At 74.5% G+C, this 14,165-nt stretch carries 13 protein-coding genes; 11 read left to right on the plus strand and 2 right to left on the minus strand.

Annotation, left to right across the window (positions count from 1 at the left end; genetic code table 11):
- Positions 1–64 precede the first annotated feature (64 nt).
- From AB0M92_RS33090 to AB0M92_RS33105, 4 genes are all read left to right on the plus strand, one after another.
- Positions 65–1,009: an acyl carrier protein gene (locus tag AB0M92_RS33090; RefSeq protein WP_366106039.1), complete on the plus strand. Its 945-nt coding sequence runs from the start codon at positions 65–67 to the stop codon at positions 1,007–1,009.
- A 28-nt stretch (positions 1,010–1,037) separates the two neighbouring features.
- Positions 1,038–2,864, plus strand: a complete 1,827-nt coding sequence (locus AB0M92_RS33095) for a polyketide synthase (protein WP_366106040.1) — start codon at positions 1,038–1,040, stop codon at positions 2,862–2,864.
- Entirely contained in the window at positions 2,861–3,682 is an 822-nt protein-coding gene (locus AB0M92_RS33100) for a 4'-phosphopantetheinyl transferase superfamily protein (RefSeq protein ID WP_366106041.1), read from the plus strand. The genes AB0M92_RS33095 and AB0M92_RS33100 overlap by 4 nt, the downstream gene beginning before the upstream one ends.
- A gap of 188 nt (positions 3,683–3,870) precedes the next feature.
- On the plus strand, positions 3,871–4,779 hold the full coding sequence (locus AB0M92_RS33105; RefSeq protein WP_366106042.1) for an MBL fold metallo-hydrolase: 909 nt from the start codon (positions 3,871–3,873) through the stop codon (positions 4,777–4,779).
- Here the strand turns inward: AB0M92_RS33105 and AB0M92_RS33110 are convergent.
- Complete coding sequence (locus AB0M92_RS33110; RefSeq protein ID WP_366106043.1) at positions 4,705–5,682, minus strand: AfsR/SARP family transcriptional regulator; 978 nt, start codon at positions 5,680–5,682, stop codon at positions 4,705–4,707. The two genes, AB0M92_RS33105 and AB0M92_RS33110, sit on opposite strands and share 75 nt — an antisense overlap.
- Positions 5,683–5,895: 213 nt before the next feature.
- Here AB0M92_RS33110 and AB0M92_RS33115 point away from each other — a divergent pair, with 213 nt between their 5' ends.
- From AB0M92_RS33115 to AB0M92_RS33140, 6 genes are all read left to right on the plus strand, one after another.
- Positions 5,896–6,717, plus strand: coding sequence for an AfsR/SARP family transcriptional regulator (locus AB0M92_RS33115; RefSeq protein WP_366106044.1), 822 nt, complete (start codon positions 5,896–5,898; stop codon positions 6,715–6,717).
- Between the two features lie 159 nt (positions 6,718–6,876).
- Positions 6,877–7,641: an alpha/beta fold hydrolase gene (locus tag AB0M92_RS33120; RefSeq protein ID WP_366106045.1), complete on the plus strand. Its 765-nt coding sequence runs from the start codon at positions 6,877–6,879 to the stop codon at positions 7,639–7,641.
- Positions 7,638–8,903 (plus strand): beta-ketoacyl-[acyl-carrier-protein] synthase family protein, encoded by a 1,266-nt coding sequence (locus AB0M92_RS33125; RefSeq protein WP_366106046.1) that lies wholly within the window; start codon positions 7,638–7,640, stop codon positions 8,901–8,903. The genes AB0M92_RS33120 and AB0M92_RS33125 overlap by 4 nt, the downstream gene beginning before the upstream one ends.
- Positions 8,900–10,180 carry a ketosynthase chain-length factor gene (locus AB0M92_RS33130; RefSeq protein ID WP_366106047.1) on the plus strand — a complete coding sequence of 427 codons (1,281 nt, stop codon included), beginning with the start codon at positions 8,900–8,902 and terminating at the stop codon, positions 10,178–10,180. Before AB0M92_RS33125 ends, AB0M92_RS33130 begins: the two co-directional genes overlap by 4 nt.
- 73 nt (positions 10,181–10,253) lie before the next feature.
- A complete protein-coding gene (locus AB0M92_RS33135) occupies positions 10,254–10,517 on the plus strand; it encodes an acyl carrier protein (RefSeq protein WP_053692531.1) in 264 nt (87 codons plus the stop codon).
- A 3-nt stretch (positions 10,518–10,520) separates the two neighbouring features.
- Entirely contained in the window at positions 10,521–11,804 is a 1,284-nt protein-coding gene (locus AB0M92_RS33140) for an FAD-dependent monooxygenase (protein WP_366106048.1), read from the plus strand.
- A 97-nt stretch (positions 11,805–11,901) separates the two neighbouring features.
- On the opposite strand, the gene AB0M92_RS33145 is transcribed toward AB0M92_RS33140, so the two are convergent.
- Entirely contained in the window at positions 11,902–12,345 is a 444-nt protein-coding gene (locus AB0M92_RS33145; protein ID WP_366106049.1) for a nuclear transport factor 2 family protein, read from the minus strand.
- 173 nt (positions 12,346–12,518) lie between these two features.
- Between AB0M92_RS33145 and AB0M92_RS33150 the strand changes: the two genes are divergently transcribed.
- Positions 12,519–14,114, plus strand: coding sequence for a class I adenylate-forming enzyme family protein (locus AB0M92_RS33150; protein ID WP_366106050.1), 1,596 nt, complete (start codon positions 12,519–12,521; stop codon positions 14,112–14,114).
- Positions 14,115–14,165 lie beyond the last annotated feature (51 nt).

The raw sequence follows: 14,165 nt of genomic DNA on the forward strand, positions 1-14,165 counted from the left end.
TCGTGACGTGACTCGTGACGTGACTCGTGACCGTGTGCCACCCGATGGCTTGGAGGAGCCTGCGATGACGATGGAACATCCCGCGGACGTACTGACCGACCTCATCGGAGTGCTCGGCGATGTCCTGCGGGTCAAGCCGGAGAAGATCGACCCCGAGCAGACCTTCCAGTCCATGGGGCTCGACTCCCTGCTGGTCGTGGAATTCGTCGCCGTCGTCAACACCCGGTACGGGCTGCGCGTGCGCGCGACCGACCTGTACGACTTCCCGACCCCGGTGTCCTTCGCGCGCGAGGTCGCGCGGGCGGCGGGCACGGCGGGCGCGGCGGCGCCGGTCCACGCGGCCGCGTCGCCGGCCCCCGTCGCGGTGGCGGCCGCGGCGGTGGGGTACGCAGCGCCGGTGGCGGCCCCCGCGGCCGCCGCCCCCGCCCCCTCCGCCCCCTCCGCCGCCCGGCAGTCGCCCGCGGCCGCCGCGGCGACCCGGATCGCCGAGGTGCTGCGCGAGCAGCTCGCGGGGATCCTGTGCTGCGACCCCTGGGACATCAACACCACGGCGGCGTTCAACGTGCTCGGGGTGGACTCCATGGTGGGTGCGGAGTTCATCGCGGTCGTCAACCGGAGCTTCGGCCTGCGGGAGCGGTCCGTCCTGCTGTACGAGCACCCCAACCTGGCCGCCATGGCCGCGTACATCGCGACGCGGACGGGGGCGGCGGCGCAGGCGGTCCAGGAGGCGCAGGCCGCGCAGGCCGCGCACACCGCGCAGGACTTCGCCCCGGCCCCGCGGACGCCGGAGCCGGCGTACCGGCCGGCCGCTGCCGGCGCCGCCTCCGCAGTTCCCGCAGTTCCCGCAGTTCCAGCAGTCCCCGTGGTCCCCGCAGTTCCCGCAGTCGCCGATCAGGTGCCGGCCACGCGGCCGCTTCCCGCGGGCGACCTCGATGTCCTGCTCGACGCGATCCGCGACGACCGGCTCACCGTGGACGAGGCCCTCGTACTGCTCGGCCGTCGCGGCTGAAGCCGAATCCCAGAAGGAGCACGTCCAGATGGACGAGAAGGAAGTCCTGACCCGGTTCAAGAACGGCCATCTGGACCGGGCCCAGGTCGCCGCGCTGCTGACCGGCGCCGGCACCGGGGCGGGACCCGTCGTCCTCACACCGGCGCAGTCGTCCGCCGCCGCCGACGAGCCGGGATCAGGAGGGCGGGCCGGGCGGGCCGGCGTCGAGGCCATCGCCGTCGTCGGGATGGCCGGGCGCTATCCGGGGGCGCCCGACCTGGCCGCGTTCTGGCGGCAGGCGCGCGAGGGGCACGACAGCGCCTCGACCCCGCCGGCCGGCCGGCCCGGCGAGGAGGTCGGCCACTACCTGGAGCGCGTACAGGACTTCGACCCGGAGTTCTTCGGGATCGATGCGCACGAGGCCGCCCTGATGGACCCCCAGGAGCGGCTGTTCCTCGAAACCGCGTGGGAGGCCCTGGAAGACGCCGGCTGCACCGGCGGCCGCCTCGACGCCCTGACCGCCGCCGACGGGACCCCGCGCAGCGTCGGGGTGTTCACCGGCACCGGTCCCGGTGACTACGCGCTGCTCGCCGCCCGGACGTGGAGCCGCGAGCGGCCCCGTCCGATGCCCCGGGGCGGACAGTGGAGCCTGCCCAACCGGCTCTCGGCCCTGCTCGGCCTCACCGGCCCCAGCCAGTCGGTGGACACCGCCGAGTCCTCGGTGCTCGTCGCCCTCCACCTCGCGGTGGCCGCACTGCACCGCGGGGAGTGCGCCGCCGCACTCGTCGGCGGCGCGCGGCTGCTGCTGCACCCTTCCAGCCGGTACCCCGGCGCGGGCGAGGGCGTCGGCGCGCTGCTGCTCAAGCCGTTGGCGCGGGCCCTGGCCGACGGGGACGGCATCCACTGCCTGGTCCGCGGCAGCGCGGTCGGCCACACCGCACCCGACCCCACGTCGCCCGGTCCGGGCCGCGGATCCCGGTCCGCGGGCGCTCGTACCCAGGGCGCGGTCGGGCGCATGCCGGCGAACGCCCCGGCGGACCGGGTGGCGCGGGAGGCGTTGCGGGTCGCCGGTGCGGTCGGTGCGGACGGCGTCGTCCGTGAGGATGCCGGGGCCGTGCGCGCGCTCGTGGGGGAGGCCGGGGCCGCCACCGGGATGGCCGCCGTGACGCGGGCCGTGTTGCAGCTGGGGCACCGGGTCCTGGCCCCCGGGGCGGGGCGCGACGCGGAGCGGCCCTGGGAGGGCGAGGGGCACGGGCCGCGGCGGATCTGCGTCGGGGTGCGGGGGTCCGGGGGCGCGGACGCCGAGGTCGTGCTGGAGGAGTACCTGCCGGCGGTGGCCGAGTCGCCCGCCGTCGCGGAGCGGGCCGGGGCGGGTCCCGAGCTGTTCTTGTTGTCCGCCCCGACCCCCGCCCATTTGGCGGCCACCGCGCGGCGGTTCGCCGCTCTGCTGGGCGGGACCGGGACCGGGACCGGGCCCGTGCCCGCGCTCGACCGGCTCGCGCGCGGTCTGCGGACCGGGCGGGCCGCCATGGACTGCCGGTTCGCGGCCGTCGTCGGGGACTGCGGCGAACTGCTGCGGGCCCTGGAGGAGTTCGTACGGGACGGGGCGCCCTGCGCCGATCTGCGGGGCGGCGGGGCCGACCCGCTGGGGCTGGGGGCCGTACCGGAGACGGACGGGTACCTCGCCGCGCTGTGGCAGGCCGGGCATCTGCACCAGCTGCGCGGGCTGTGGTTGTCCGGGCTGGACGTGGACTGGGCCGCGCTGGAGCCGGCCGGGGGCGGGGCGGCCGGCGGCGGGGTGGCCGGAGTGCCGCTGCCCGCGTCCGCGTTCCTGCGCGTACCGCTGTGGCTGGGCGGCGAGGAGGGGCCGGCATGACGACGCTGCCGATCGACCCGGCGGGGCCGGGGGAGAACGAGCCGGCCCCGGTCAACCTGTGGTTCTGCCCCAACGAGGACCTGGCGCCGGGGATCGCCGCGACCTTGGCCTCGTACTGGCTGGACGAGAACGAGCAGGAGGTGGCGGGGCGCTTCCTGTTCGAACGCGACCGCCGGCAGTACCTCGTCGCGCACGCGCTGGTGCGGCGGGTGCTCGCGCTGGAGACCGGTATTCCGGAGGCCGAGGCGATCATCTGGCGGTCCTCGCGCGGGCGGCCGTTCCTGCAGACGCCGGCCGGGGGGCTGCCGCGGGGGGCCGACGCACTGGACTTCAACCTCTCGCACGCCAACGCGTACAACCTGCTGGGGGTCGCGCGGGGGCTGCGGATCGGCGTGGACGTGGAGCGGCTGGACCGGGGCGAACGCGGGCTGGACAACATCATCGCGACGTTCTCCGGGGAGGAGCAGGACTGGATCGCCGGCGCTGCGCCGGGGCGGCCGCGGGACCGGCGGGCGCTGAGGCTGTGGACGCTGAAGGAGGCCTACTCGAAGGCGCGGGGACTGGGCCTGGGGCTGCCGTTCGACTCCTTCGCGTTCACTCTGGCCGAGGACCGCGGAGTGCGCTCGTTCCGGCCGCCGGCGGATGACTCGGCGCAGCGGTGGCGGTTCCTGGAGGTGGAGCCGGTGCCGGAGGTGCTGGCGGCCGTGGCGGTCGAGGTCGACGCCGCGCGCGCCCCGGCGGTCCACCTCCACCACGGTTTCCCCTGGGGCCGCGCGGCCCCCCGCCGCCTGGTCCTCCCGGCCCCCGCGGGGGTCTGACCTCTTCTCGGCCGGCAAAAGCGGAACAGGGATATCGGAAATCTGCCGGACGGGGGTGGACCGGTGGGTTTCCGAGGCGGTTTCCGAGGTCTCCCGGGCAGTGGGGAGATCGGGAATCCAGAGGAAATCGAGTGGGGCGGGAGAGGATTTCCGGTCCGGGGATTTTCGGTAATGACGAGGGGTGCGGCGTGGGTCGGGAGAGTGGCGTTCTTGAGGTGGCCGACGGGGTCCACGCCTATGTGCAGCCCGAGGGCGGGTGGTGCCTGAACAATGCGGGGATCATCAGCCACGGCGGGTCCAGTGCGCTCGTCGACACCGCCGCCACCGAGGAACGGGCCCGCCGACTGAGGAAGGCCGCGGTGCGGGTGGCGGGGCGGGCGCCCCGGGCGCTCGTCAACACGCATTTCCACGGGGACCACACCTATGGGAACCACCTGTTTCCCGAGGCGCTCACCATCGGGCACGAGCGGACCCGGGCCATGGTCCGGGCCGCCGGGCTGCACATGGCCGGGCTGTGGCCCGACGTGTGCTGGGGGGACATCGAGGTCCGGCCGCCCGAGCTGACCTTCCGGGACCGGACGACGCTGCACGTGGGGGACGTCCGGGCCGAGCTCATCCACATCGGGCCGGCCGCCCACACCACCGACGACACCGTCGTCTGGCTGCCCGATCAGGGGGTGCTGTTCACCGGCGACCTCGTCATGAACGGGGTCACCCCGTTCTGCGTCATGGGGTCGGTCGCGGGGAGCCTGCGGGCCCTGGAGCGGCTGCGGGGGCTGGGGGCCACCACCGTCGTTCCGGGTCACGGGCCGGTCGCGGGGCCCGAGGTGTTCGACGTCAACGAGGGCTACCTGCGCTGGGTGCAGGGGCTCGCCCGGGAGGGTCTCGCGGCCGGGGTCGGGCCGCTGGAGCTGGCCCGTGGCACCGACCTCGGGCCGTACGGTGAACTGCTCGACACCGAGCGGCTGCTGCCCAACCTCCACCGCGGCTACGTGGAGGCGCAGGGCCGGCTGCCCGAGGGGTCACCCCTCGACGTCGGCGCCCTGTTCGAGGAGATGACCGCCTTCCACGGCCGGCCTCTCGCCTGCCACGCCTGAAGTCAGGCCGTTCAGGCGGCGGATCAGGCCCTGCTGCTCGCGCGCCAGGGCCTCGATCCGCACTCCCAGGCGGGCTATGGCGCTGCCCAGCTCGTACAGCGAGGCGTCCGGGTCAGGTGTCGACAGGGACGGGGCGTGGTGGAGGATCGCCTCCATGCGCCCGCGCAGGGCGGGGCCGGGTTCCACTCCGAGTTCGTCCACCAGGCGGCGGCGGGCGCGCTCGTACGTTCCGAGGGCCTCGGCCTGGCGGCCGCAGCGGTACAGGGCCAGCATCTGGAGGTCGTAGAGCCGCTCGCGCACCGGGTGGCGGGCCGTCAGCCGTTCCAGCTCCCGGGCGGCCTCGGCGTGGCGGCCGCTGCGCAGGTGGGCTTCGTACAGGGTCTCCAGCGTGGTCAGCCGCAGTTCCTCCAACCGCTCGGCCTCCCTCGTGCACAGGGGGCCCTGCCCGCTGCCCGCCAGGGCCGGGCCCCGCCACAGGGCCAGGGCGTCACCGAGGAGTTCCGCCGCCCGAACCGGATCGGCGGCCAGCGTTGCGCGTCCCTTCGAGGAGAGGTCCTGGAAGCGGTGGGCGTCCGTGCGCGCTTCGGGGCGGCCCAGGGTGTAGCCCGTCGCGTGGGTGGAGATCCCGTCCTGGCCGGCAGCTCGCTGCAGCAGTCGGCGCAGGCGGGCCACGTGGGCGTGCAGGGCGTTGGCCGCGCTCGCCGGCGGGCGGTCGCCCCACAGTTCGTGGATCAGCCGCTCGGCGGGCAGCACCTGGCCCGCCCGCACCACCAGGGCGCCGAGCAGCGCCCGCTGTTTGGCGCCGGAAGGCGCGACATGCGTTCCCGTGCGGCGGTCGAGCACCTCCACCGGGCCCAGGATGCGGAAGTCCATTTCCCCAGTGCCGTCCATGGTGTCGTCCACGGGTCCCGCGCCCCCTCCCGGCGGTAATGAAACAGGTGCCGGATTCAATCCATTGAGCGGAATCTAGCAGCTGATTTTCGGCCTGCAACCGTCTGAAGCGGAGGGCTGCTCGACACCTGCTCAAGAATTCTGGGACGGCACACCGGGCACCGCTACCGTGCCGGAGTCGAAGGCTGAAAATCGATGGGAACTCGACGAAATGCGGAGGACACCGTGAAGATTCAGGTTCTGGGTCCGTTGAGTGCCGAGGTCAACGGGGGCTCGATTGTTCCGACGGCGGGGAAGCCGCGCCAGATCCTGGCGCTGCTCGCGCTCTATCCGGGGCGGGTGATGCCCGTGCAGACCCTCATGGAGGAGATCTGGGGCACCGACCTCCCGCAGAGCGCGCTCACGACGCTGCAGACGTACATCCTGCAGCTGCGCCGGAGACTCGGCACGGCCATGGGGCCGGGCGTCCCGGGCAGCGCCAAGGACGTGCTCGCGACCCGGCACGGCGGCTACCTGTTGCAGATACCGCCGGACGCCGTGGACGTCCACGCCTACGAGACCCTCGTGGTCGGCGGACAGCACGCCTACGAGGACGGGGACGACGAGCGCGCGGCCGAGATGCTGCGCAAGGCGCTCGGACTGTGGAACGGCCCGGCGCTGGTCGACGTACGCGTGGGACCGATCCTGGAGATCGAGGTCATGCGGCTGGAGGAGAGCCGGCTCGTGACGGTCGAGCGGCGCATCGACGCCGACCTGCGGCTCGGCCGCCACGTCGAGGTCATCGCCGAGCTGACCGAGCTGATCGCCCGGCACCCCCAGCACGAGGGACTGCACTCGCAGGCCATGGTCGCGCTGTACCGCTCCGGCCGCCAGGCCACCGCCCTGGACGTCTACCGCAGGCTGCGCAACCGCCTGATCGACGAACTCGGAGTGGAGCCGTCCCCGCAGCTGCAGCGCCTGCACCAGGCGATGCTGACGGTGGATCCGGCGCTGGACGTGGTGTCGGGACCGCGCAGGGGCTCCACTTTCGACCTCTACGCCGCCTAGGCCCGTCCGTCCGCTCCCCTCCCCGGTCCCTCTGGTCCCTCTGGTCCCTCCAGTCCCTCCCAGTACCTTCCACGGCGGTCGTACACACCGATTCGAGCCGGTCTCAAGCGCGGTCGGTGAGTGTCGAGGCCTACGCGGTGGGGTTCCTGGGAGGTGGCGATGGGCGACGGACGGGCCGTACGGCTGCACTGTTTCGCACATGCGGGGGCCGGAGTGTCCTCGTTCTACCGGTGGGACAAGCTCGCCGGGAGCGGAGTGAGGACCACGCCCTGGCTGCTGCCCGGGCGAGACGAACGGCGCCGCGAGGTCCGGCTGACCACCCGCGACGAGCTCCTGTCCGATCTCAAGCCGCTCTTCGAGCAGATCGCCGACGAGCCCGGCGCCCCCTACGTCCTCTACGGGCACAGCCTCGGCGCGACGGTCGCCCTCACGGTCGCCCATGCCGCGCTGGAGTACGGGCTGCCGCTGCCCGCGCTGCTGGCCGTCGGGGCCAGCCCGCCGCCGGACCTGCCGGCCGCCCTCGCGAACTCCGCCGAGCTGCCGGACGAGGAACTCCTGCGCGTCCTGGACCGGTTCGACGCGCTGCCGCCCGGCGTGGAGCCCGGAGACGTGTGGTTCCGCTCCGTCTTCCCCGTGCTCCGCGCCGACCTGCGCCTCGCCCGCCACCTGCGGGCCGCCGCCGTCGCGCCGACCGCGCCCGGCCCCGTGCCCGTACCGCTGCTCGCGGTCACCGGGACCGAGGACCCCCTCGTCGGCCCCGAGGCCGCCGCGGGCTGGCAGCGCTGGACCACCGGCCGGCTCGTACGGCGGACCGTGCCCGGCGGCCACTTCTTCGTCCGGGGCGGCGAACTGCCCCGGATGCTCGGCCGGGCCGCCCGCATCGTGCTGCGCCAACACCACACAGAACAGGGGGACGGCTCATGAGACGCGTCGTCATCACGGGCATCGGGGTCGTGGCCCCGGGCCGCCCGGGAACCAAGGAATTCTGGTCGCTGCTGACCGACGGCCGTACTGCCACGCGCGCCATCACCCTCTTCGACGCCTCCGGGTTCCGCTCCCGGATCGCCGCCGAGGCCGACTTCGACCCGCAGGAGTCCGGGCTCACCGCCAAGCAGGCCGGCCGCCTGGACCGCGCCGCCCAGTTCGCCGTCGTCAGCGCCCGCGAGGCCCTCGCGGACAGCGGCCTGGCCGGCTCGTACGACGCCACGCGCACCGGGGTCACCCTCGGCAGCGCGCTCGGCTGCACCACCGGCCTCGACGCCGAGTACGGGGTGGTCAGCGAGCAGGGCACCCGTACGCTCGTCGACCACACCAAGGCCGTGCCCCACCTGTACGACTACTTCGTCCCCAGCTCCATGGCGGCCGAGGTGGCCCGTACCGTCGGCGCCCAGGGGCCCGTGGCGCTCGTGTCCACCGGCTGCACCTCCGGCCTCGACGCGATCGGGCACGCCGTCGACCTCGTCCGCGAGGGCACCGCCGACGTGATGGTCACCGGCGCGGCCGAGGCGCCGATCACGCCGATCACCGCCGCCTGCTTCGATGCCATCCGCGCCACCTCCACGCGCAACGACGAGCCGGAGACCGCCTCGCGGCCCTTCGACCGCACCCGCAACGGGTTCGTCCTGGGGGAGGGCTCGGCGGTCCTCGTCGTCGAGGAGTACGAACACGCCCGCGCGCGCGGCGCCCACGTCTACGCCGAGATCTCGGGTTTCGCCTCGCGCAGCAACGCGTACCACATGACCGGCCTGCGGCCCGACGGGATCGAGATGGCCGCCGCCATCACGGCCGCGCTCGCCGAGGCGGAGCTGGTTCCCGGGGACATCGACTACGTCAACGCGCACGGATCCGGCACGAAGCAGAACGACAAGCACGAGACCGAGGCCTTCAAGCGGAGCCTGGGTCAGCGGGCGTACGAGGTCCCCGTCAGCTCGATCAAGTCGATGATCGGGCACTCCCTCGGCGCGATCGGGGCCCTCGAAGTGGCCGCCTGCGCCCTCGCCATCGAGCACGACACCGTCCCGCCGACGGCCAACCTGCACGAGCCCGACCCCGCCTGCGACCTCGACTACACCCCGCTGACCGCCCGCAGGCAGCGCACCGACGCAGTCCTGACCGTCGGCAGTGGCTTCGGCGGGTTCCAGAGCGCCATGATCCTGACCAGCCCGAGCCTGAAGGCGGACCGATGACCACCGTTCTCGCCGCCCCGACCGCCGCCCCGGTCGCCGCCCCCGTCCCGGCGGCCTCCCGTACCGCCGCCCCCGTCGTCACCGGCATCGGGGTCGCCGCGCCCAACGGGCTCGGCACCGAGGCCTGGTGGTCCGCCGTCCTGCGCGGCCGCTCCGGCATCCGGCCGGTCAGCCGGTTCGACGCGAGCGGCTACCCGGCGAAGCTGGCCGGGGAGGTGCCCGGATTCATCGACGCCGAGCACGTCTCCAGCCGGCTCATGCCGCAGACCGACCGCGTCACCCGGCTCTCGCTGGCCGCCGCGAAGGAGGCCCTCGACGACGCCGGGGCCGATCCCGCGCGGCTGCCCGAGCACGCCGCCGGCGTGGTCACCGCCAACTCCTTCGGCGGCTTCGAGTTCGGCCAGCAGGAGCTCCAGGCGCTGTGGAGCAAAGGCGGCCAGCACGTCTCCGCGTACCAGTCCTTCGCCTGGTTCTACGCCGTCAACAGCGGCCAGATCTCCATCAAACACGGCCTGCGCGGCGCCTCCGGAGTGATCGTCTCCGAGCAGGCCGGCGGGCTCGACGCGATGGCCCACGCCCGCCGCCAGATCCGCAAGGGTGCCGAGCTCGTCGTCACCGGCGGCATCGACTCCGCCCTCTGCCCCTGGGGCTGGGCCGCCTACCTGGCCGGCGGCGGGCTCACCGACAGCGAGGACCCGGCCCGCGCCTACCTGCCGTTCGCGCAGGACGCGAGCGGCCACGTCGCCGGCGAGGGCGGCGCGCTGCTGGTCCTGGAGGGCGCCGAGGAGGCCCGCCGGCGCGGGGCCCGCGTCCACGGCATCTTCGCCGGGCACGCCGCCACCTTCGACGCCGACGGGACCTCCCGGCTCGGCGCGGCCGCGGAACTGGCGCTGGCAGACGCGGGCGTCCACCCCGACGAGGTCGACGTCGTCTTCGCCGACGCCGCGGGCGAACGCGGAGCCGACCGCGCCGAAGCCGAGGCCATCACCGCCCTGTTCGGCCCGTACGGGGTGCCCGTCACCGCGCCCAAGTCGATGACCGGGCGCCTCGCCGCCGGGGGCGCCGCCCTCGACGTGGCCGCCGCCCTGCTCACCCTGCGCGACCAGCTGATCCCGCCGACCACCGGGACCGAGCTCCCGGCCGAGGAGTACCGGCTGGACCTGGTCACCGGGGCGCCCGGCCCGGCCACGGGGCTGCCGCTGCGGACGGCACTCGTCCTGGCCCGCGGCCGCGGGGGCTTCAACTCCGCCGTCGTCGTCCGGGCGCCGGACGCCTGACCCGCATCCCCCCACCGACCCCCGTACGCCGTACGCCGAACGCCGAACGCAGAACGCAGAACAGAGGGAGACCATGGACCGGCTGGAACTCGACGACTTGAAGCGCATCCTGCGCGAATGCGCGGGCGAGGAGGAGGGCGTCGACCTCGACGGCGACGTGCTCGACCTGAACTGGTTCGAGCTGGGCTACGACTCGCTCGCCGTCCTCCAGACCACCGGGTACATCGAGCGCGAGTACGACGTGCTCCTCGACGAGGAGGCCCTCGACGACGCCGACACCCCGCGCCGCTACCTCGCCATGGTCAACGAGGTCCTGTCCGCACGGGCCGCGGTCTGATCCGTGATCGAGGAGACCCCCACCACCGACACCGCCGCCACCCTCGACACCGACGTCTGCGTCATCGGCGCCGGACCTGCCGGGCTGGCACTGACGCTCATGCTGCTGCGCTCCGGCGTCCGCGTGACCCTGGTCGAACGCTCCACCGCGTTCCGCCGCGAATTCCACGGCGAGATCCTCCAGCCCGGCGGCCAGCGGATCCTCGACGAGCTCGGCGTCCTGGCCGGGGCGGCGGCCCGCGGCGCGGCCCGCCTGCGCGGCTTCCAGGTGCTGGAGCGGGAGCGGGTGGTGCTCGACATCGACTACGGGCGCCTCGCCGCCCCGTACGACCACCTGCTGGCCCTCCCGCAGCCCCACCTGCTGGAGGAACTCCTCGCCGCCTGCCGGGAACTGCCCGGATTCACCCTGCTCGAAGGGCACCGGATCGCCGCGCTCCGCCAGAGGCGCCCGGACAGCCCCTGCACGGGCGCGGTGGTGAACGGCCCCGACCGGGTGCCCGTCATCGTGCGCGCCCAGGTGGTCGTCGGCGCCGACGGCCGGTTCTCCAAGACCCGCGCGCTCGCCGGCATCGACGCCGGGCGCCGGGATTCCTTCGCCCACGACGTCGTGTGGTTCTCGCTGCACGCGCCCGGCCAGGCCACCGGGCAGGTACGGGTGCACCGCGCGGCGGGCAGCGCCGTACTCGTCCACGACACCCACCCCGACCGGCTGCGGATCGGCTGGACCCTGCCGCACGGCGGCTGGCGCGGCGCCGTGCGGCGGGGCATCGAGGACATCCGGTGGGAACTGGCCGAGGTGCTGCCGCAATACGCCGACCTCGTGCACGAGCAGATCACCTCGATGGCCGACCTGACCCTGCTCGACGTGTTCGCCTCGCACGCCGGCGAATGGGTGCGCGACGGGCTCGCGCTGCTCGGCGACAGCGCCCACACCCACGGGCCCATCGGCGCCCAGGGCATCAACCTGGCCCTCCAGGACGCCGCCGCGCTGCACCCCGTACTCGTCTGCGCGCTGGCCGACGGGGAACCGACGGCCCGGCGCCTCGCGCCCTACCGGGACCGGCGCGCCCCGGCCGCGGCCGCCGTGCACCGCATGCAGGTCATGCAGGCCCGCTCGCTGTTCGGCGGGGGCGGGCCGGCCGCCGCCTTCCTGCGGGCGCGGGCGGCGGCGGTCGTCACCCGCACCCCGATCGGCGCGAAGATCACCCGGAAGGTCGCGCACGGCCACGACCCGGCGGGGGTCCGCACCGATCTGTTCCCCGTGCTGCACGTCAACCGCTCGCTGTAGGACGGCGGGCCCGCGGCCTTGCGGGCCGGTGGGCCGGTGGGCCGGTGGGCCTGTGGGCCTGCGGGCCGGTCCCCGCGGGCCGGGCGGGCCACTCGGCTCAGGGCAGGTCGTCGCGCGTCACCAGGCGGTGGGCGACCTGCCAGCCGCCCGGAGCGGGGACCAGCACGTCCTCCATCACGCAGACCCGGTGCACCTTCGACGCACCTCCCCGCGGGGTCAGGTACACCAGCGCGTAGCTGCGGGTGTACACCGTGCCGTCGGGCTGGGGCCGCGCGTCCAGCATGCCCAGCCAGTGCCGCAGCTGCTCGCCGCCGCCCGCCTGGACCTCGGCGTTGCGCCGCACGTTCGAGGCGAGGGCCGCGCGCCCGACCACCGGCGCGGGCAGCGTCGGCACGTCGAAGACGGCGTCCTCGGTGAAGGTCTCCGCCCACGGCTCGGCCTCGAAGGAGTCGAAGAGCTGCATCTGTCGGGAGTAGAACTGCTGCACCTCCGCGTACAGCAGGCCGAACTCCCGCACTGCCGCCATCGTCGTCGCTGTCATCGGGGACTCCGTTCCATCGGTTCCCGACAGCATCCGCACCGCGGATCGAGTGCTCTTCGAAGACTCCTCAAGCGCCGCTGCCCAGGCTGGGCCGACAGGGTCCAAGGCCGGACGGGTCTCGGGGGCGCCGCCGCAGCCGCGGCCGCCCCTTCGGGAGCCAGGAGGAGAGCACCATGCCGAGATTCGTGTACCCGGAACTCCCGCTGGACGGCCTGCTGCGCCGGGCGGCGGTCCGCGACCCCGCCGGCCGGGCGATCCGTACCGCCACGGGCACCGGCTTCACGAAGACGGTGACCTTCGCCGAACTGGACGCCCGGGCCGACCGCTTCGCCGCCTACCTGGAGCACACCCTCGGGCGCCGCGGGGCCCGGGTCGGCGTCGCCAACGTCCTCGACCCCGTCTTCGCCGCCGCCTACTACGGGACCGTGCGCAGCGGGAACACCGTCGTCCTGGTCAACCCGCTGATCAAGGAGGCGGGCCTGGTCCACGTCCTGCGGACGGCCCGGGCCGAGGTGGCCTTCGTACCGACCGCCACCGCCGAACTGCTGGTCAAGGTGGGCGACCTGCTGCCGGACCTGCATTGCGTCGTCGTGACCGACGCGCCCGACGGAGTGGTCCCCGGCGACGCCCTGCCGCTGTCCGCGGCCCTGGCCCGCGCGCCCGAGCGCACGGACCTGCCCGGCGCCGTCGACCTGGACTCCGACGCCTGCATCCAGTTCACCACCGGCACCACGGGCCGCCCCAAGGGCGTCCGGCTCACCCACCGCAACCTGGTGGCGAACGCCGCCCAGACCGCTGCCGCGCACGACCTGGGCAGCGATTCGGTCACCCTCAACCACCTGCCGCTCTACCACACCATGCACCTCAACTCGGGCGTGTACGCGGGCGCCTGCCAGGTGCTGTGCACCGATCCGGACCCCCTCGCCTCGCTCGCCGCCTCCGCCCGCGCCGAGGCCACCCACTACTACGGGCTCCCCGCGCGCCTGCACCGCCTCGCCCAGGACGAACGGCTCACCCACGACTTCCCGGGCGGGCGCCGCCTGACCGCCGTGCTCTCCGGCGGCACCGCCCTGTCCCCCACCGCCGCCCGCACCCTGCGCGCCCGCCTCGGCGTGCCCGTCATCCAGGGGTACGGGCTGGCCGAACTCTCCCCGCTCTCCCACTGCCAGGACCCGCGCAGCCCCAAGAGCGGCTCGGTGGGCCCCGCCGTACCGGGCACCGAATGCCGCATCGTCGCCCTGGACACGAGCACCCCGCTCGACGTCTACGCCACCGGCGAGGTCCAGGTCCGCGGGCCGCAGGTGATGGCCGGCTACCTCGACGACGCGCCCTCGCCGGTCGACGCCGACGGCTGGTTCTCCACCGGGGACGTCGGATATCTGGGCGAGGACGGCGTGCTGTTCCTGGTAGACCGGCTCGACGACGTCTTCAAGTACGACAACGAACTCGTCTCGCCCAGCGGGGTCGAGGACGTCATCGGCGCCGACCCGCGCGTCGCCGAATGCATCGTGGCGGGCTGGCCCGATCCGGTGCACGGCGCGCTCGTGTGGACCGGCATCGTGCTGCGCGATCCCACCGCTCCCGGCCTGCTCGACGTCCTCGACTCGATCGTGGAGCGCGCCAACGCCCGCCTGAACGACTTCGAGCAGATCCGCCGCGTCGAGGTGCTCGACGCCGTGCCGCGGAGCCCCGTCGGCAAGCCCGACCGGCGCCCGCTGCGGCTGAGCCTGCGCAGCCGGGCCGCCGCCGAGGCCGCGGCCGCCGGGTGACCCCCGGCCCGCACCCCGGCCCCCTCCCCGGCCCGCGCCCGTCCTTCCGTA

Source organism: Streptomyces sp. NPDC051582, assembly GCF_040681715.1.
In the GTDB taxonomy this organism is placed as follows: Bacteria; Actinomycetota; Actinomycetes; order Streptomycetales; family Streptomycetaceae; genus Streptomyces.

What these genes read in the sequence shown, in the direction of transcription:
- AB0M92_RS33090 (WP_366106039.1), top strand. Translation starts at nt 65, where the DNA reads ATGACGATGGAACATCCCGCGGACGTACTGACCGACCTCATCGGAGTG.
- AB0M92_RS33095 (WP_366106040.1), top strand. Translation starts at nt 1,038, where the DNA reads ATGGACGAGAAGGAAGTCCTGACCCGGTTCAAGAACGGCCATCTGGAC.
- AB0M92_RS33100 (WP_366106041.1), top strand. Translation starts at nt 2,861, where the DNA reads ATGACGACGCTGCCGATCGACCCGGCGGGGCCGGGGGAGAACGAGCCG.
- AB0M92_RS33120 (WP_366106045.1), top strand. Translation starts at nt 6,877, where the DNA reads ATGGGCGACGGACGGGCCGTACGGCTGCACTGTTTCGCACATGCGGGG.
- AB0M92_RS33125 (WP_366106046.1), top strand. Translation starts at nt 7,638, where the DNA reads ATGAGACGCGTCGTCATCACGGGCATCGGGGTCGTGGCCCCGGGCCGC.
- AB0M92_RS33130 (WP_366106047.1), top strand. Translation starts at nt 8,900, where the DNA reads ATGACCACCGTTCTCGCCGCCCCGACCGCCGCCCCGGTCGCCGCCCCC.
- AB0M92_RS33135 (WP_053692531.1), top strand. Translation starts at nt 10,254, where the DNA reads ATGGACCGGCTGGAACTCGACGACTTGAAGCGCATCCTGCGCGAATGC.
- AB0M92_RS33145 (WP_366106049.1), bottom strand. Translation starts at nt 12,345, where the DNA reads ATGACAGCGACGACGATGGCGGCAGTGCGGGAGTTCGGCCTGCTGTAC.
- AB0M92_RS33150 (WP_366106050.1), top strand. Translation starts at nt 12,519, where the DNA reads ATGCCGAGATTCGTGTACCCGGAACTCCCGCTGGACGGCCTGCTGCGC.